This window comes from Breoghania corrubedonensis (genome assembly GCF_003053845.1).
GTDB lineage: Bacteria > Pseudomonadota > Alphaproteobacteria > Rhizobiales > Stappiaceae > Breoghania > Breoghania corrubedonensis.
In genome coordinates this window covers 232715-248551 of record NZ_QAYG01000007.1, presented here as the reverse complement: position 1 = coordinate 248551, position 15837 = coordinate 232715, and the positions used below count along the sequence as shown (strand labels likewise).

The window sequence follows — 15837 nt, the reverse complement described above, 5'->3', positions numbered from 1 at the left end:
TGACCACGCCAATGGTTCAAGCATGGAGGTCTCTCACCTATATTGTAGAACTCGTCCAGTCCTCCACCGTAGGTGGAGGTTTATCTAGGATGTAACGAAAACGGCCCCTTGCGGGGCCGTTCATCGTCTCGGAAACTCGCAAGCCTCGGCTCAGACCTCGTCGCCGCCGCTCTGCGCTGCCATGCCGAGTGCGTGCATGTAGAGATCGAGGATCGCTTCCTGCTCTTCGCGCTCGTGCGGCTCCTGCTTCCTCAAGCGCACGACCTGGCGCAGGATCTTCACGTCGAAGCCCGTTCCCTTCGCTTCACCGTAGACATCCTTGATGTCGTCGGAAATCGCCTTCTTCTCTTCTTCGAGCCGTTCGATGCGCTCCACGAAGGCGCGCAGCTGGTCGGCGGCAACTCCACCCGTATCAGCCATGGTGAGAGATCCTTGTCAGGTTGATGGAATCGGCGCGGACAGTCCTGCGCCGGAAAAACGGGTCGCTTGCGTGCCAGAAACAATGTGGCCGGTCAAGGCGCCAATGTGGGGAAAGCGGGCACTTCGCGGCTCCCCTTCAGTGAGCAGGCTTGTTCGCTTCGAACACCGCCTTTTGCCCGGCGTCCGCCGCGCTCTGGTGCTTCGCCTTCCACTCATCGTAAGGCATGCCGTAGACGATCTCGCGCGCATCTTCCCTGGAAAGATCGACACCCTTCTCACCCGCCGCGTCCCTGTACCAGTTCGACAGGCAGTTGCGGCAGAAGCCGGCGAGATTCATCAGATCGATATTCTGCACGTCGGTGCGCCCGCGCAAATGAGCGAGCAGTCGGCGAAAGGTTGCCGCCTCCAGCTCGGTGCGCATCGCCTCGTCGATTTCCGGTTTCTGGTCGCTCATGCCCCAAGCCCTCCTCTTCGATCACCGCAGCGAACGCGGATCGTCCGTCTTCGAGCCGAAATGCCTTACCACGTGCAGATCCTCGATCGCATTGAGGTCTGTCAGGATCGGCGCCAGCCGCGCCGTCCAGTCCGCCACGCCGGTCTCGTCGCCAATCAGGTCCTGGCGCACCTCGATCAACGCGTGGGCAAGCCCGCGCGCGGTCGCATGCTTGTACATCGTATCGTTCCTGAGCGCACCGACATAGGGCTCGTTGTCGCCGACGATAAGCGCGGAATCACGCTTCAGCGCCGCAAGCAATCGTTCCGGCATGCGCGGATCCTGGTCCCACAGCACACCTGCATGCCACGGCCGCGCCCAGCCGCGCCACACCGGAGTGAACGAATGGACGGAGAAGATCATCGGAACCCGGCCCGTGGCCAGCATGCGATCGAGGGTCGCCGCCACCGCCGCGTGATAGGGCCGGTAGAAACGCTCGATACGGCGCTGGCGCTCTTCCTCGTCGATATAGGCGTTATCGGGAATGAGCGCGCCGTCCGATATCCGCATGACGATAGTGGGATCGTCCTCGCCCCGGTTCGGATCGATCAGCAGGCGCGAGAAGGTCGTCAGCACCGCCGGCGCACCGAGGCGGGCGGCGAGCTGTCGGGTGAGCGGCGCGGCGCCGATATCGTAGCCGATATGCCGCTCCAGCTCCGCCTGCGGCAGGCCCAGCGTTCCGTAGTCCGCCGGCAGCGCGTTGCGGGCGTGATCGCACAGGATCAGCAGGCCGCAATCATCGGCCCCGGCGATCGTCTCGACCGGATCGAATGTCGTGTTGGGGCGCGCGGGAACGGCGGACGGCGCGTCGGCGCCGGAAAGGCTGTGCATGTCGGGTCCGAATTGGGATGACGTTGCCTATCGCTTGCCATAGGAATGGGCGTGCCGTCCAGCCCGCAAGAGCCCCACTGGAAGCAAGGTGCCGGCCGCCGCTCGCCGGCAGCGCCTTGCCTTCACTCGGGCTCGCAAGCAGGACGACCTTGATCTCGTCAGCCGGAGCCGCAGCCGATGTCGTCCTCGTCCGAAAATTCCCTGTCCCCGGTGTCCCCTGCGTCGGAAGCCGGCACCGTCGCGGTGGCGCTCGCCGCTCTGCTGCTGGGCGCGGTGGCGATGGGCGTCTCTCCGGTTTTCGTGCGCTATGCCGAGGTTGGCCCTTTCACCTCCGCCTTCTACCGCGTCACGCTCTCGCTGCCGCTGCTGGCCTTATGGGCACACCTGGAAGCCGGCGGGCAGGCGCCCGCCCGCTGGGACCGCGCCACCCTGCTGGCCGGCCTGTTCTTCGCCGGCGATCTGGTCTTCTGGCATCTGGCCATCGTCAACACCACCATGGCGAACGCCACCTTCCTCGCCACCATGGCGCCGGTCTGGGTGCTGCTCGGCTCAGGCCTGTTCATCGGCGAAAAAGTGACCAGGCCGATGATTGCCGGCCTCGGCCTGTGTCTTCTGGGCGCCGGTGCGCTCGTCGGCTCCTCCGTCCAGATGGAACCCGAACGCCTCACCGGCGACATTTACGGTATCATCACGTCCATCTTTTTCGGCGCCTATTTTCTGGCCGTACGCGTGGCGCGCCGCAAATCCCGGGCGGGTCTTATCCTCTACCGCTCCACGCTGGTGACGGCTGCCGCATTGCTCGTTGTCGCGCTCATCATGGAAGACACTTTCCTGCCTGCGACCTGGATCGGCGCCGCCGCTCTCGTCGCGCTCGCGGTCATCAGCCATACCGGCGGCCAGGGCTTGCTCGCCTACGCGCTCGGCCACCTGTCCGCAGCCTTTTCCTCGCTGGTCATTTTCCTGGAAGCGGTGGCGGCCGCCTTCTTCGGCTGGCTGATCTTCGCCGAAACCCTCTCCCCGCTGCAGATCGCCGGCGGCGGTGCCATCCTCGCCGGCATCTGGGTCGCGCGGCCGCGTCACCGCACGACAGCCCCCGCGGTGGCGGCCGACCCCGCCACCCGCCCGTAAAATGAGCGCGACCGGCCAAGAAGAATACCCTAGCTCCTCGTAAAATCGCGAATGTAATCGCGAGATCTTCGCCGCGTGGTGTGCCTGTTCCCAGCTTCCTCATCAGAATTAAGAGACGCCAACCGCGAGTAAATCCCGCGTTGTTCCGACAGCTTCCTTGACCACATGACATGTGGCCAACCTGAGCGAGAGCGGGCCTGCATCGCAATCGTGAAAAGCAGCGGCGGCAAGCCTCGGCGAAAGATGCGGACGATGCCCGCGATTGCACGGTTGACTGCGTATGGCCTTGATGCCGCCTCATTTCTCGGGCGAAACCTCAACAGTCAATCTTGACAAGAACGTTGTGCATGACCGTCTGCGCCCGCGAAAGTTCCTCGCGGCGCCTGCGGCTTGTCATCGGCTTCCGGTTTGGTGTCGTTGACAAGCGGGTGGAACATTCGCAATAAGAACAAAGCATTTCGCTGCGGATAGAACAATCACCGATGAGACCGTCCAGCCTCACAAATAAGGTTCCGCCGCGCCGCTTGCGGAAGGCGTTGGCCTGGGCATTTTCGATCATCGCCACCAGTATGTTCCTGACGTTCACCAGCGTCACCCCCGCCTCCGCCGACCTTCGTCTTTGCAACAAGACCGAAAGCCAGGTGGGTGTCGCCATCGGCTATCGCGACAAGTCCGACTGGGCGACCGAGGGCTGGTGGAACCTGCCGGCGAAGACCTGCGAGACGCTGATTCCGGGCCACCTCTCCTCCCGTTATTATTACGTATATGCAATCGATTACGATCAGGGCGGAGAGTGGGGCGGACGCGCGTTCATGTGTACGCGTGAAAAGGAATTCACGATCCGCGGCATTGCGGACTGCATTGCACGCGGTTATGAACGGACAGGTTTTTTCGAGATCGACACGGGCGAACAGCGAAGCTGGACGGTTCAACTGACCGAGCCCGTTCAACAGGGAACAGGCGGACGATGAAGCGCAATAGACGGGTCAAAATCCTAGCCACTCTGGGCCCGTCCTCATCCGATCAAGCAATGATCGAGAAGCTCTTCAAGGCCGGCGCAGACGTTTTCCGAATCAACATGAGCCACACCGACCATGCGTTGCTGAAGACGCTGGTCGAGCGCATCCGCGCCGTCGAGGCGGCGGTCGAACGACCGATCGGCATCCTCGCTGACCTGCAGGGGCCGAAGCTGCGCGTGGGTACTTTCGAGAACAAGTCGATCGTCCTCAAGGAGGGCGCAACCTTCACGCTGGACGGCAACGATGCGCCGGGCACGCAGGAGCGCGTGCGCCTGCCCCATCCCGAGATCCTGTCCGCGCTGGAACCCGGCCACCGGCTTCTGCTCGATGACGGCAAGATCAAGCTCATCGTCACCGAATGCGACGAGACGAGCGCGACGACCCGCGTGGAGATCGGCGGCAAGCTCTCCGACCGTAAGGGCGTTTCCGTTCCCGATACCACCATTCCCGTCGGCGCACTGACAGAGAAGGACCGCAAGGACCTCGATGCCGCGCTCAACGCCAATGTCGACTGGGTCGCGCTCTCCTTCATCCAGCGTCCGGAAGATCTGGCCGAAGCGCGCAAGGTCACGCGTGGGCGCGCCGGCATCCTCGCCAAGATCGAAAAGCCGCAGGCGGTGGAACGCATCGACGAGATCATCGAGCTTTCCGACGCGTTGATGGTCGCGCGCGGCGATCTCGGCGTGGAGATGCCGCTGGAAAAGGTGCCCGGCATCCAGAAGCACATCACCCGCGCCGCGCGCCGCGCCGGCAAGCCGGTGGTCGTCGCGACCCAGATGCTGGAATCGATGATTACCTCGCCCGTTCCCACCCGCGCGGAGGTGTCCGACGTTGCCAATGCCGTGTTCGAGGGCGCGGACGCCATCATGCTGTCGGCTGAATCGGCGGCAGGCGACTTCCCGCTCGAGGCGGTCGAGACGATGAACCGGGTCGCGGAAGAGGTCGAGCGCGACCCGAACTACGCCAACATCATGCACGCCCAGCGCACCGAGCCCGAAGCGACCGGCGCCGACACGATCTCCGCCGCCGCGCGCCAGATCGCCGAGACGCTGCATCTGGCTGCGATCGTCTGCTACACCTCTTCGGGCGCGACAGGCCTGCGCGCGGCGCGCGAGCGGCCCACCACGCCGATCATCGCGCTGTCGCCCGTCGTTGCCACCGCGCGCCGCCTGGCGCTCGTGTGGGGCACGCACTGCGTTGTCAGCGAGGATGCCCGCGACGAGAACGAGATGGTCGACCGCGCCTGCCGCCTTGCCTTCAAGGACGGCTTCGCGCGTCCCGGCCAGCGCATCATCATCACCGCCGGCGTTCCCTTCGGCACCCCCGGCGCCACCAACATGCTGCGCATCGCCTTCGTCGGCTCCGACGGGCTCGGCGGCATCTGATCCACGAATATCTTCAATGAAGCGAACGGTTCGCGCGCCCGCGCTCGGCGCGCGTCCGTTATCCGCGATCTGATCGCGAGCCAGCGGCTCAGCGACGGGGAGGGGGTCGGGTTGCCGCGTCGCCCGGTCTGGCGGGACGCACGGGCATCGACGCAGCCTCCCCGGCCGACAGCCGTCGGTTCCGGTCAAGCCGGACTAAGAGATGCGGACGAATCGATTGTCAGGGGCACGAAGCCAGCCTCGGCGAGCTCGAGCCCAAGCGTCCCTAGAGTTCCACCCCGCCGGTGGACTTGCGCAGTTCCTCAACCGCCTTCTCCGCCTTTTCCTCGTGCGGATAGATCTCGAGGATACGTTCGTAGGTGGCAAGCGCCGCCGTTTCGTCGTCCGTCGCCTTCTGGATGGCGGCAAGGCCGGCCAATGCGCCCCAGTGGCGGGGTTCCAGCGCAAGCGTGCGCTCGATATCGACCACAGCCTTGCCGAGATGACCCGCCATGAAATTCGCGGCCGCGCGCCGGTTCCAGCCGGCGGCGAATTCGGGGCGGAAGCGGACGACCGCATCGAGCAGGTCAAGCGCCAGCTCCGGCTTCTTGGCCTCCATCGCGGCGGCCGAACGCGCCATCAGCAAATCCACCGTCGCCGAGCCGGACCGGATCCACCGCATCTGGATGCGGTGCGCGGTGGTGGCGCGTGCCTGCTGGCTGTCCTCGCTCTTCAGCATGGAAAACAGCGTATCCAGATCGGGAGGCGCAGCGGGCTTGGCGGTTCTGGCGTCACCCTTGCCTGCGTCGGGGATATCTGCCTGGGGCGTATCATCGGGAAGAGGCACTTCGCCGGGATCGAGCGGCGTGTCCTCGAAGACCGGCGGCTCATCCGTCTCCATGTCGTCGGGAAGATCCGGAGCAGCCTGTGGAGGCACGATACCCGGCATGTCCGCCTGCACGCGCAAGATCGGGAGCAGGGGGACGGGCTCTTTCGCCTGCGCCGATACGCTGCCCGCAGCGCATGCCGGCGGGCCCGCCAGAACGACGGCAAACAGGATATTGAGGAGGAAAGCTGTCGCGCGCATCATTGCAGTATGACCCCTGCCCGAGGGCCGGTCAAAACCGCAAGGCTGCTTAGTCCCCAACGCCCCATCAAACACGCGTGATCGCGCACACGCGAAAAGGCGCACGAAAAATCGCGCGCCTTGGAACGATCGGACCTGCAACAATCGGAAGGCAGACCAGCCCGGCCCGCCTGCGCCGGCTCAGCCCTGGCGAGCCTTGAAGCGCGGGTTCCGCTTGTTGATGATGTAAACGCGGCCACGCCGGCGAACCATGCGGTTCTCACGGTGACGGCCCATCAGCGCCTTGAGCGAATTCTTGATCTTCATCGTTCTGGTTCCCGTTCCGGGCCCGTTAAGGGTTGTCCTCGCCGTTCCGCACGAAGCGGAACCTGATCTTGTCGTCCAGGCAACGCAAACCCGCTGCCTACCGGCATAACCCCGCTCCCGGTGAGAGCGAAAAGGCCGGGGAAATGGTGGGCGTGACTGGGATTGAACCAGTGACCCCTACGATGTCAACGTAGTGCTCTCCCGCTGAGCTACACGCCCGAAACTTTTCGGTTGCGACCGGCGCCGCAGCGTCCCGAAGGAGTGCGGCCGGTCGGCGGGTTCGCGACGTGACCGCCGCGGTGGTGAGCGATATAGCGGGAACCGATCCGCGGTGCAAGGCCGGATATCGCCTTTTTCAAAGACGGTTGCACCCGCCCCGCTCTCCTGTGGAAACCTTGCCGCCCCTTGTGGAAACAACAAGGGCTTTTTCCCCTTCGTGCGCCGGGCCCCCGCTCTCGCGACCTCAGGCCGCCAGCATGCGCTCCACTTCGCTCACCAGATCGCGCAGATGGAAGGGCTTGGACAGCACCTTGGCATCCTTCGGCGCGTTCGAATCGGGGTTGAGGGCGACAGCGGCGAAACCGGTGATGAACATGACCTTCAGATCGGGATCGAGTTGCGTCGCCCTGCGGGCGAGCTCGATACCGTCCATCTCGGGCATCACGATATCGGTCAGCAGCAGCGTGAACGGTTCCTCGCGGATCCGCTCATAGGCACTCATGCCGTTGTCGAAGGAAACGACATCGTAACCAGCGTTTTCCAATGCCTTGGCAAGGAACCGCCGCATGTCATTATCGTCTTCCGCGAGAAGGATCCGCGACATTTGATACAACCGTTTTTAGGAAATCCGGCCTACAGGGGCCAACCGACTCATTTTCATCCCATAACGATGGATTTATGTAAACATCCGGTGAAATTGGAATGCGGCGCCGCCTTATTGCCGATAGGGTACGTTTCGGCCCGCGCGTCCGGCTGGACTCAAATGGCGCTTTGTGGGCACCTGTTTGACGCGATAACGCCTGAAGGCCCCGACGGACCTGCAGGAACCGCCGGCAAAGGACCGGCATCGCGAGGGTGACGGACCTCGCGGGGATTGAAGCAAGAGGTGACGCGTGGACGAGCGTTTGGGCAGATATCCGGCTGACGCGAGCCTGCACCTTGTTGACGACTTCACGGAAGAAAACTGCCTGGAGATCCATCAGCCGACCCGCCAGCGGATGCCTTTCGTCTTCAACTCTCCCCACAGCGGACGCACCTATCCGCGCGGTTTTCTGGAATCCTCGCGCCTCGACACGTTGCAGATCCGCCGCTCCGAGGACGCCTTCGTCGATGAGCTGTTCGCCAGCGTCGTTGCCCAGGGCATGCCGTTAATCCGTGCCCTGTTTCCCCGCGCCTATCTGGATGTGAACCGCGAACCCTACGAACTCGACCCGAAGATGTTCCGCGGACGGCTGCCGCCTTTCGCCAATATCCGCTCCGTGCGGGTGGCCGGAGGGCTCGGCACCATCGCACGCGTAGTCGGCGAGCGTCAGGACATCTATTCCGGCCCGCTTGATGTCTCCGAAGGGTTGTCGCGCATCGAAACCCTCTACAAGCCCTACCATCGCGCGCTGCGCCGGGTTCTGGCGGAAACCCACGTCGCCTTCGGACACGCCGTGCTCATCGACTGCCACTCCATGCCGTCGTCCGTGCGCGGCCATGATGCGCAATCGCGGCCGGACTTCATTCTCGGCGACCGATACGGCACAAGCTGCTCCGCCGATATCAGCGAGGCGGCGACCGCCATCCTCAAGGGCATGGGCTATCGCGTCGCCCACAACCGCCCCTATGCCGGTGGTTTCATCACCGAACACTACGGCCGTCCGGCCAAGGGCCTCCACGCGCTGCAACTGGAGATCAACCGGGCGCTCTACATGGATGAACACCGCCATTGCCCTCATGGTGGCTTCGAGCGGGTGGCCGCCGACATGGCCACCTTCGCCCATCACCTGACCGCGATTCCCGACCACGACCTGCCGGCTCAGCCCATCGCAGCCGAATGAGCACATCGTCATCGAATGTGCCGGCCGGCGGAGCGCGCGCGTCTTCCCCCTCCATGGGCGAACGAAGAGGCAGTCGTGCGGCAACGTACAGGAACGCGCGTCAGGACAAAAAAAAGGCCGCTCTCTTGCGAGGCGGCCTGAAGTCTAGGGAGGAAACGCCCAAGAAGGGCTGCGATATGAAGCCATATCGCACTGCACAATCTGCCCCCGCATCGCACAAAAGTCAACCCGGACGAACCCCGGAATCATTCCTCGAACAATCCGGGCACGTGTTGACCAAGCAACGGGAACAGAACCCTACGTAAACCATTACAGCGCTGTTTCGACGGCAAGAACCTGCGATATTGCCGCATCGTGGCCGTCCGCGACGCTGCGCCGCACCTTAGTGATATGCATCAAGACATGGCAGATATGCACCAGAAACATACCTATACCGATTTCGCCCATCGCCTCGCCGATGCCGCGGCCGCCGAGGCGCTGGCGGGTTTCCGCGCTGCGATCCACGTCGACAACAAGGGAAAGAAGGATGCGGCATCCGACGATACGCGCCGCTACGATCCGGTGACGGAAGCGGACCGCGGTGCGGAACGGGTGATGCGCGAACTGATCGAAACGACCTACCCCGACCATGGCATTGTCGGCGAGGAATACGGCAAGCTTCGGCAGGACGCGGATCACGTCTGGGTGCTCGACCCCATCGACGGCACCCGATCCTTCATTGCCGGCATCCCGCTTTGGGGAACGCTGATCGGCCTGATGGAAAACGGGCGCCCGGCGCTCGGCATGATGGCGCAGCCCTATATCGGCGAGCGCTTCTACGGCGACGGCAAGAGCGCGCGCTATCGCGGTCCTCGGGGAGACGGCGCTTTGAAAACGCGCAAGTGCGCAGATCTTTCCGATGCGATTCTCTTCACCACCACGCCCGCGCTTTTCGATCACGACGAGCGCCCGGCCTACGATGCGGTGGAACGCGAGGTCCGCCTTGCACGCTACGGCACCGACTGCTACGGCTACTGCATGCTTGCCGCCGGTCAGGCCGATCTGGTTATCGAGGCTGGACTAGAAGCCTACGATATCGTCGCCCTCGTGCCGATCGTGGAGGGAGCCGGCGGCGTCGTCACCACCTGGACCGGCGCCCCGGCCGACGAGGGGGGCCGCATCGTAGCGAGCGGCGATCCGGCCCTTCATGAAGCAGTCTTGCGCGAACTGGCGATCTGCCGGGCATAGCCGCGAACCTGCGCGCAACCCCATGATCCACCGGCATCACCGGGCCCGATGCGGCCCGCATGCCGAATGCGGCCCCACCGCCGCTTGCGGGCCTCACCGTCGCTTGCGGGCCTCACCGTCGCTTGCGGGAATGGCTAGTCGTCGCTGCCGGGAATGAACGCGTCGAAGGCGGCCCAGAACTGTTCACGGAAGCGATCTGCCTCCATCATCAGTTCGTGCCGGGCGCCGGGAATTTCGACATACCCGGCGGCCCGCATGCGCGAACAGAGCTCTTCCGCGGCCGGACTGGAGACGACCCGGTCACCGCCGGCGGCGATCATCAGCAGCGGCAGCGAGACCTCGGGCGCGAAATCGTAGGACCGCACCCTGCGCATCGCGCGGCAGGCGGCATTGAGCCAGCCGATGGTCGCCGGCCCCGTATCGAGTTCGGGCGCCTGCCGGAGAATCTCCAGCGTGCGCGCGAAGCGATCCGCGTCATGGCTCAGCGGATTGTCGTCGAAACGGTTGTTGTCTTCGCGCGTATCGGTGATCGCGAGCGGCATCTCCGCCAGCCCGATCGTCGTCAGGATCGCCGCCAAGGGCGCGATGACGCGCGGCGGCGGGCCGAACCGGCCGAGCCCGATCAACGGCGAGACGAGCACCATGCGGTCGAACATGGTGCGCAGGCGCACATGCCCCAGAAGGGCGACCAGCCCGCCGGTGGAATGGCACAGCGCGAAATGCGGACCCGGGCAGTCCGGCATGCTCACCTGCTCGACCACCGCGACCGTGTCTCGGACATATTCATGCACGCTGTCCACATAGCCGCGCCGGTGATTGGCGAGAAGCCGCTCCGATCCGCCCTGTCCGCGCCAGTCGAAGGCGACGACGGCGAAGCCGCGCTTGCGCAGGTCCTCCACCGTCTCGAAGTACTTTTCGATGAACTCCGCGCGCCCCTGCAGGATCGTCACAGTTCCCCTGACCGGAGAAACGGTGGCCGGAAACCGCGCATAGCGGATACGCCGGCCGTCTTCGGTCGTGACAAAGCCGGTCTTGGTGCCGGCGGGCAGCGGATTGTCGGGATGTGCGACGAGGTCCATGAACGGGTCCGCAAAACGGGCGTAACAAGCGTCAACGCCTCCCCTGCCCGCAGCGGGATCCGTGAGACGCATTCGGGTGCTGGAAAAGTCATAGCGAAGCCGCGAGCCTCCCACAACAGCGACACTGCACCTTGCCCACCGCGTGACATGGGATATGACGGCCGGGCCTCATCACGAAGAGCGGCCCGGCCTCGTCTGCGGATCGGACAGAGAGCCTACCAGCGATAGGCCGGGCGCGGCCAGTGGAGCCGCTGGACATCGACGATGCGCCCGGTACGGGCATTGACGAAGACCCGAAACGCCCGGCCGTGACGCGAAACCGCCTCCGCGCGATAGATGCGGCCGACGCGACGCACGTGGTGAACCTTGTGATAGCCGCGGCGATGCAGAACCTTCACCACATCGCGGCGATCGAGTGTGCGGAACCGGCGTTCGTGACGTCGCATTTCCCTGTGCGAACGACGCGTCGCGCGCTGTTCAGCGAACCGTTCCCGGTGCGCGACCTTCTGCAATCCGGTGCCGGGGCGAGCGGTGTCGAGGCGTTCGGCGGCTGGCGAGCGATATTCGGTTGCGGCCGAGGCCGATTGCGCGACGCCGGCGGCGAGGGCCAGGGCGCCTGCTGCAACGATTGCGCGCACGACGCCCATCCGGCGAACGGAGGTCTTTCGGATTGTTCGTGTCATGGTGGCTCTCCTTTTCCGGTTTCGGGCCTGCCTTTTCGCCGGCCTCCTCATTGGATGAAGAGAACTTTGCAGACCGCGCCTGAACCGGGCTTCAAGAGGGCATTCAGACGCTGTTCATGCCTTGCGCGCCGTACGCGCGGCGAGGTCTTGAATCCCCCGAAACCCGTTCCCATCTACGTTGAGCGGGTGCCCCAAGGGGCCCGCTGAACGGTGTTTCCGTCCGGCCAATGACGGCGGACGAAAAGGAGCACCGGCTCGTTCTTCAACGACCTGGGCCCGGTGAACCGGGCGCGGCGAAGAACGGCGTTTCAACAGATCAGTCGCTCAAAGGAGGACTATCCGATGCGTCATTTCGATCTTTCCCCCCTCTATCGTTCCACCGTTGGCTTCGACCGCCTTTTCTCGCTGCTCGACAATGTCGGCAACGAGGCCAATGCCGGTTATCCGCCCTACAACATCGAGCTCACCGGCGAAAACGCCTACCGTATTACCATGGCGGTGGCGGGCTTCTCGGAGGAGGATCTCTCCATCGAGTCGCGGGAATCGATCCTCGTCGTCAAGGGTGAGAAGACGGACGAGGATGGCGAAGAGTCCCGCGTTCTTCATCGCGGTATCGCCGCGCGCGCCTTCGAGCGCCGCTTCCAGCTTGCCGATCATGTGGAAGTGCGCGGCGCCAGCCTGAAGAATGGGCTCCTGCACATCGACCTCGTGCGCGAGATTCCGGAGGCCATGAAGCCCCGCAAGATCGCCATCCGCAACGCCGGCGAGGCCGAAAAGCAAATCGAGGCCTCGGCCGCGTAACCGCGCCACCTCGATCAAGGGCCGGTTCCCCCGGGCTGGCCCTCAGCAGACGCCCCGGTCACCCGGGGCGTCTTTCTTATGGCGCCGCCACCCCCTTATCCCTTCGGCACGATAACCACCTTCACATCCGCCGGCCGGCCAAAATAACACGACGATGTCACCAGCAGCGCGCATCCCGTCGCCGCATAGGCGGCGGCATTCTCCACGTTGATACCGCCGGTCGCGGTGACAACGGTTGAAAGCCCGAGCCGGTTTACCCGAGCGACGACTTCGGCCACCGCTTCCACCGGCATCTTGTCGAGCTGCACGACGTCGACGCCGGCGCGCGCCAGGGCTTCGGCGTCATCGACATCGTCGCTTTCCACCATCAGCTTCTTTTCCGCAACTTGCGCCTTGGCGCGGGAGACCCAGTCCTCCAGTGGCCCGGACAGGAACGCCATGTGGTTGGGAAAGACAAGCACCGTCTCCGAAAGCCCCAGCCGGTGCATGGACGCGCCCCCGGCCGTCACCGCCTTGACGCTGATCGTCTTGGTGCCGGGAAAATTCTTGCGCGTGCAGGCAACGCCAATATCGGGATTGGCGCCGCGTGCGGCAGCGACCAGCCGGCCTGCCCGCGTTGCGATCCCCGAAGCGTATTCGACGAGCGTCATGGAGACCTTCCAGGTCCGGTGCAACGCGGCGGCCGATCCTTCCGCCTCCAGAAACACCGTCCCCGGCGCCGTCCGCGTGCCGCTCGCCGCGAAGCTGATGACCCTGCCGCCGGCCCGCTCGATCATCCGCGCCGCCTCCTCCGAGCCGCAAAGCACCATCTCCTCGCGGGCGGTGAACGTCATGCGGGCCGGCATCGCGCCGATGGCCAGAATGTCCGTCGTCAGGTCGCCGCAGGGCACATCCTGGGCCACCAGCGCGTCAAGTTCTGCGTCCGAAAGGATAATCATGGTCGTTTCTTCCTGAAGTGTCGAACGGCCCCGCGCCGGATCGGGCATATCGGGACCTGGAACCGATTCGCGATGAAGGGTAGCGCATCGCGGCCGAACGGCCGGGCAAAGCCGCCCGTCCTCCATCCGCAGCACCCTGTCTCCCAATTCGAAGGCCTCTTCCATATTGTGCGTGACCATCAGCGTGGTGAGCCCAAGCCGGTCATGAATTGCCCGCAACTCACCTCTCAGCCGCTCCGCCGTTTCCGGATCGAGGCTGGAGAACGGTTCGTCGAGCAGCATAAGCGACGGCTCGCCGACAAGCGCGCGGGCGAGCGCGACACGCTGTCTCTCCCCGCCGCTGACACATGTCGGCAGCCGCTCGGCCAGATGCGAGATCCGCAGCATGTCGAGCTGTGCGGCGATGCGGCCCGGCCATTGCGCCCTCGAGAACCGGCTGCGCCTGAGCGCCAGACGCAGATTGCCGGCGATGGTGCGATGGGGGAAAAGACAGAGATCCTGCGGCACATAGCCGATATTGCGCTTGTGCGGCGGCAGCCGTTCGAAGCCCGCACCGCCGCATTCGATACCGCCCTCATGAGGCATCAACCCGGCGATCACCTTCAACAGCGTGCTCTTGCCTGCCCCCGAAGGACCGATGATGGCGAGGAAACCGCCGGGCGCCACATCCAGATCGACCCCCTTCAGGATGCCCGCCGCGACCCCGCCAAGCCTGACCGCCCGTCCGTTCATGACCAGTTCCGATGCGACGGGCCGCCGCCAAGCGCGCGCATGAGGAGCAGCAGGAGAAATGCGGTCGCCATGAGAACAAGCGCGCAGGCGACCGCAACCCCGGTCTCCCCGGTGGCGATGTTGAGAAAGATCGCCATCGGCAGGGTTTCTGTGTGCAGCCGGGTGGCGCCCGCCACCATCAGCGTCGCGCCGAATTCCCCGAGAGCGCGGGCCCATGCCAGAACCACACCCGCCGCGATACCGCCGGCGGCCAGCGGCAGATCGATGGACAGCAGCACCCGCGCCGGCGACAGCCCGAGTGTGCCGGCCACAGCGCGATAACCCGGATCAACCGCGACAAACGCCGCCTTCGCGCTGCGCAGCACGATCGTGGTCGCGACGAAACTCTGCGCCAGCACGATGCCGGCGGGGGAAAAAAGAAGCTCCGCGCCCAGCCGGGCGAGCGGAGGAACCGGGGACTGGCGACCGATGACGAAAAGAAGCCCGAGCCCGGCCACAAGCGGCGGCATCACCAGCGGCAGATCGAGCAGCGTGTCGACAAGCGCCATCCCCGGCACGTGCCGGCGGGCCAGAAGGTAGGCCGCCGGCACGCCGAGCGTGACCGCGATCGCAAGGGAGATCAGCGACGTGGTCAGCGACAGGCGCAGCGCGAACAGGGTCTCCCGCTCCTGCAGCGCCGCCATGAGTTCGCCCGGCGTCAGCCTTGCGACGAGCCCGAAAACCACCGCAACGATGGCAAGCCCGATCACCGCCAGCGGCAGCACGAGCACGATGTCGAGCGGCGTCGTAGCCCGCCGCCCGCCCGTCACCGGAGCCAAACCCGAACCCTCGTCAATCGACAGGCTGGAAGCCGAAGCGCTTCCAGACCGCCAGCCCTTCCGGCGAACCCAGCCTCTCGGCCAGCGCTTCCGCGGCGTCGCGATCCCGGGAGGTCGCCAGCACCACGACCGGCACAAGTTCCGCCTCATACCAGTCGTCGGGGATCGAGATCACCGACACCTTGTCCATGTTCATCGCCACGCCGCTTGCCGACACGATGGCCGCATCGACGTCGCCGTCGAAAAGATAGAGTTCGAGCTGCTTCACCGTCGCCGCGCGCACGGTAATATTCGGCTCGATCTTGTCGCCAAGCCCCGACGCCTTGAGGATATCCTGCGCCGAACGCCCGAGCGCCATGGCCTTGGGGTCGCCGATACCGATCTTCACCCCGGGCTTCGCCAGATCCGCAAAGCTCTTGATGTCGGCCGCCTTGTCCTTGGCCACCGCCAGCACCGGTGTGTGTTTCACGACGATGCGCCTTGAGGCGACGGCGCCCTCCTTCTCCAGCTTGTCGGCATAGAAGAGCGATCCGGGAATGAAGAGATCGCCGGCCCCGCTCTCCTTGAAGCGGGCGAGCAACTGGCCCGAGCCGCCGAATTCCAGCTCGACCTTGTTGCCGGTTTCCTTTTCGAAGGCTTCGGCGATCGCCGTCACCGGCTGGCGCAGCCCCGCACCCACATAGGCATGCAGGTCGGCGGCGGATACAGGCGATACGGTGAAGGCGATCAGCCCGAGTGAGGCCAGCAGGCGCGACGGCGTCATCGTGATTCTCCAGTTCATGGGAGGGCCGACTATCGATATGTATAATGAAACATATCGATAGTCGGCACGTCTGCGCAATCCGGCCGCGGCAGGAAAGCGACAGCCG

General features: G+C 64.8%; 17 protein-coding genes and 1 tRNA gene. 6 read left to right on the top strand and 12 right to left on the bottom strand.

Features of this window, described 5'->3' with window-relative positions; all coding sequences use genetic code 11:
• Nucleotides 1-150: 150 nt before the first annotated feature.
• From C8N35_RS17600 to C8N35_RS17590, 3 genes are all read right to left on the bottom strand, one after another.
• Nucleotides 151-420 carry a DUF2312 domain-containing protein gene (locus C8N35_RS17600; RefSeq protein WP_107991009.1) on the bottom strand — a complete coding sequence of 90 codons (270 nt, stop codon included), beginning with the start codon at nt 418-420 and terminating at the stop codon, nt 151-153.
• A 136-nt stretch (nt 421-556) separates the two neighbouring features.
• Nucleotides 557-874 (bottom strand): DUF1244 domain-containing protein, encoded by a 318-nt coding sequence (locus tag C8N35_RS17595; RefSeq protein ID WP_107991008.1) that lies wholly within the window; start codon nt 872-874, stop codon nt 557-559.
• A gap of 21 nt (nt 875-895) precedes the next feature.
• Entirely contained in the window at nt 896-1744 is an 849-nt protein-coding gene (locus tag C8N35_RS17590; protein ID WP_107991007.1) for an N-formylglutamate amidohydrolase, read from the bottom strand.
• Nucleotides 1745-1921: 177 nt separating this feature from the next.
• Here C8N35_RS17590 and C8N35_RS17585 point away from each other — a divergent pair, with 177 nt between their 5' ends.
• The 3 genes from C8N35_RS17585 to pyk all read left to right on the top strand — a co-directional run bounded on the left by C8N35_RS17585 (nt 1922) and on the right by pyk (nt 5276).
• Nucleotides 1922-2872, top strand: coding sequence for a DMT family transporter (locus C8N35_RS17585; protein ID WP_107991006.1), 951 nt, complete (start codon nt 1922-1924; stop codon nt 2870-2872).
• A 569-nt stretch (nt 2873-3441) separates the two neighbouring features.
• Entirely contained in the window at nt 3442-3843 is a 402-nt protein-coding gene (locus tag C8N35_RS17580; protein ID WP_245926844.1) for a DUF1036 domain-containing protein, read from the top strand.
• Nucleotides 3840-5276 carry a pyruvate kinase gene (gene pyk / locus C8N35_RS17575; protein WP_107991004.1) on the top strand — a complete coding sequence of 479 codons (1437 nt, stop codon included), beginning with the start codon at nt 3840-3842 and terminating at the stop codon, nt 5274-5276. The genes C8N35_RS17580 and pyk overlap by 4 nt, the downstream gene beginning before the upstream one ends.
• Nucleotides 5277-5541: 265 nt before the next feature.
• Here the strand turns inward: pyk and C8N35_RS17570 are convergent, their stop codons facing one another.
• The 4 genes from C8N35_RS17570 to cpdR all read right to left on the bottom strand — a co-directional run bounded on the left by C8N35_RS17570 (nt 5542) and on the right by cpdR (nt 7471).
• Nucleotides 5542-6345, bottom strand: a complete 804-nt coding sequence (locus tag C8N35_RS17570; RefSeq protein WP_107991003.1) for a hypothetical protein — start codon at nt 6343-6345, stop codon at nt 5542-5544.
• A 177-nt stretch (nt 6346-6522) separates the two neighbouring features.
• The gene (gene ykgO / locus C8N35_RS17565) at nt 6523-6648 is read right to left on the bottom strand and encodes a type B 50S ribosomal protein L36 (RefSeq protein ID WP_107991002.1); all 126 of its coding nucleotides are present in this window, start codon (nt 6646-6648) and stop codon (nt 6523-6525) included.
• Between the two features lie 144 nt (nt 6649-6792).
• A tRNA-Val gene (locus C8N35_RS17560) sits at nt 6793-6867 on the bottom strand.
• A gap of 244 nt (nt 6868-7111) precedes the next feature.
• Nucleotides 7112-7471 (bottom strand): cell cycle two-component system response regulator CpdR, encoded by a 360-nt coding sequence (cpdR, locus tag C8N35_RS17555; RefSeq protein ID WP_107991001.1) that lies wholly within the window; start codon nt 7469-7471, stop codon nt 7112-7114.
• 289 nt (nt 7472-7760) lie between these two features.
• Here cpdR and C8N35_RS17550 point away from each other — a divergent pair, with 289 nt between their 5' ends.
• Entirely contained in the window at nt 7761-8690 is a 930-nt protein-coding gene (locus C8N35_RS17550; RefSeq protein WP_428977120.1) for an N-formylglutamate amidohydrolase, read from the top strand.
• Between the two features lie 411 nt (nt 8691-9101).
• Nucleotides 9102-9917 carry a histidinol-phosphatase gene (gene hisN, locus C8N35_RS17545; protein ID WP_107991000.1) on the top strand — a complete coding sequence of 272 codons (816 nt, stop codon included), beginning with the start codon at nt 9102-9104 and terminating at the stop codon, nt 9915-9917.
• A gap of 134 nt (nt 9918-10051) precedes the next feature.
• Here the strand turns inward: hisN and C8N35_RS17540 are convergent, their stop codons facing one another.
• On the bottom strand, nt 10052-10996 hold the full coding sequence (locus C8N35_RS17540) for an alpha/beta fold hydrolase (protein ID WP_107990999.1): 945 nt from the start codon (nt 10994-10996) through the stop codon (nt 10052-10054).
• A 215-nt stretch (nt 10997-11211) separates the two neighbouring features.
• Nucleotides 11212-11679: a hypothetical protein gene (locus tag C8N35_RS17535; RefSeq protein WP_170122148.1), complete on the bottom strand. Its 468-nt coding sequence runs from the start codon at nt 11677-11679 to the stop codon at nt 11212-11214.
• Between the two features lie 342 nt (nt 11680-12021).
• Between C8N35_RS17535 and C8N35_RS17530 the strand changes: the two genes are divergently transcribed.
• The gene (locus C8N35_RS17530; RefSeq protein WP_107990997.1) at nt 12022-12480 is read left to right on the top strand and encodes an Hsp20 family protein; all 459 of its coding nucleotides are present in this window, start codon (nt 12022-12024) and stop codon (nt 12478-12480) included.
• A 95-nt stretch (nt 12481-12575) separates the two neighbouring features.
• On the opposite strand, the gene modD is transcribed toward C8N35_RS17530, so the two are convergent.
• From modD to modA, 3 genes are read right to left on the bottom strand one after another with little or no spacing between them, the layout of a single operon-like run.
• Nucleotides 12576-14150, bottom strand: coding sequence for a ModD protein (gene modD, locus C8N35_RS24450; protein WP_107990996.1), 1575 nt, complete (start codon nt 14148-14150; stop codon nt 12576-12578).
• The gene (locus C8N35_RS17520; RefSeq protein ID WP_245926842.1) at nt 14147-14959 is read right to left on the bottom strand and encodes an ABC transporter permease; all 813 of its coding nucleotides are present in this window, start codon (nt 14957-14959) and stop codon (nt 14147-14149) included. The genes modD and C8N35_RS17520 overlap by 4 nt, the downstream gene beginning before the upstream one ends.
• A 22-nt stretch (nt 14960-14981) precedes the next feature.
• On the bottom strand, nt 14982-15731 hold the full coding sequence (gene modA, locus C8N35_RS17515) for a molybdate ABC transporter substrate-binding protein (RefSeq protein WP_107990995.1): 750 nt from the start codon (nt 15729-15731) through the stop codon (nt 14982-14984).
• Nucleotides 15732-15837: the final 106 nt, after the last annotated feature.

Bases quoted from the DNA above. Each gene is read 5' to 3' on its own strand.
- C8N35_RS17600 (WP_107991009.1), bottom strand. From the start codon at position 420: ATGGCTGATACGGGTGGAGTTGCCGCCGACCAGCTGCGCGCCTTCGTG.
- C8N35_RS17595 (WP_107991008.1), bottom strand. From the start codon at position 874: ATGAGCGACCAGAAACCGGAAATCGACGAGGCGATGCGCACCGAGCTG.
- C8N35_RS17590 (WP_107991007.1), bottom strand. From the start codon at position 1,744: ATGCACAGCCTTTCCGGCGCCGACGCGCCGTCCGCCGTTCCCGCGCGC.
- C8N35_RS17585 (WP_107991006.1), top strand. From the start codon at position 1,922: ATGTCGTCCTCGTCCGAAAATTCCCTGTCCCCGGTGTCCCCTGCGTCG.
- C8N35_RS17580 (WP_245926844.1), top strand. From the start codon at position 3,442: ATGTTCCTGACGTTCACCAGCGTCACCCCCGCCTCCGCCGACCTTCGT.
- pyk (WP_107991004.1), top strand. From the start codon at position 3,840: ATGAAGCGCAATAGACGGGTCAAAATCCTAGCCACTCTGGGCCCGTCC.
- C8N35_RS17570 (WP_107991003.1), bottom strand. From the start codon at position 6,345: ATGATGCGCGCGACAGCTTTCCTCCTCAATATCCTGTTTGCCGTCGTT.
- ykgO (WP_107991002.1), bottom strand. From the start codon at position 6,648: ATGAAGATCAAGAATTCGCTCAAGGCGCTGATGGGCCGTCACCGTGAG.
- cpdR (WP_107991001.1), bottom strand. From the start codon at position 7,471: ATGTCGCGGATCCTTCTCGCGGAAGACGATAATGACATGCGGCGGTTC.
- hisN (WP_107991000.1), top strand. From the start codon at position 9,102: ATGCACCAGAAACATACCTATACCGATTTCGCCCATCGCCTCGCCGAT.
- C8N35_RS17540 (WP_107990999.1), bottom strand. From the start codon at position 10,996: ATGGACCTCGTCGCACATCCCGACAATCCGCTGCCCGCCGGCACCAAG.
- C8N35_RS17535 (WP_170122148.1), bottom strand. From the start codon at position 11,679: ATGACACGAACAATCCGAAAGACCTCCGTTCGCCGGATGGGCGTCGTG.
- C8N35_RS17530 (WP_107990997.1), top strand. From the start codon at position 12,022: ATGCGTCATTTCGATCTTTCCCCCCTCTATCGTTCCACCGTTGGCTTC.
- modD (WP_107990996.1), bottom strand. From the start codon at position 14,150: ATGAACGGACGGGCGGTCAGGCTTGGCGGGGTCGCGGCGGGCATCCTG.
- modA (WP_107990995.1), bottom strand. From the start codon at position 15,731: ATGACGCCGTCGCGCCTGCTGGCCTCACTCGGGCTGATCGCCTTCACC.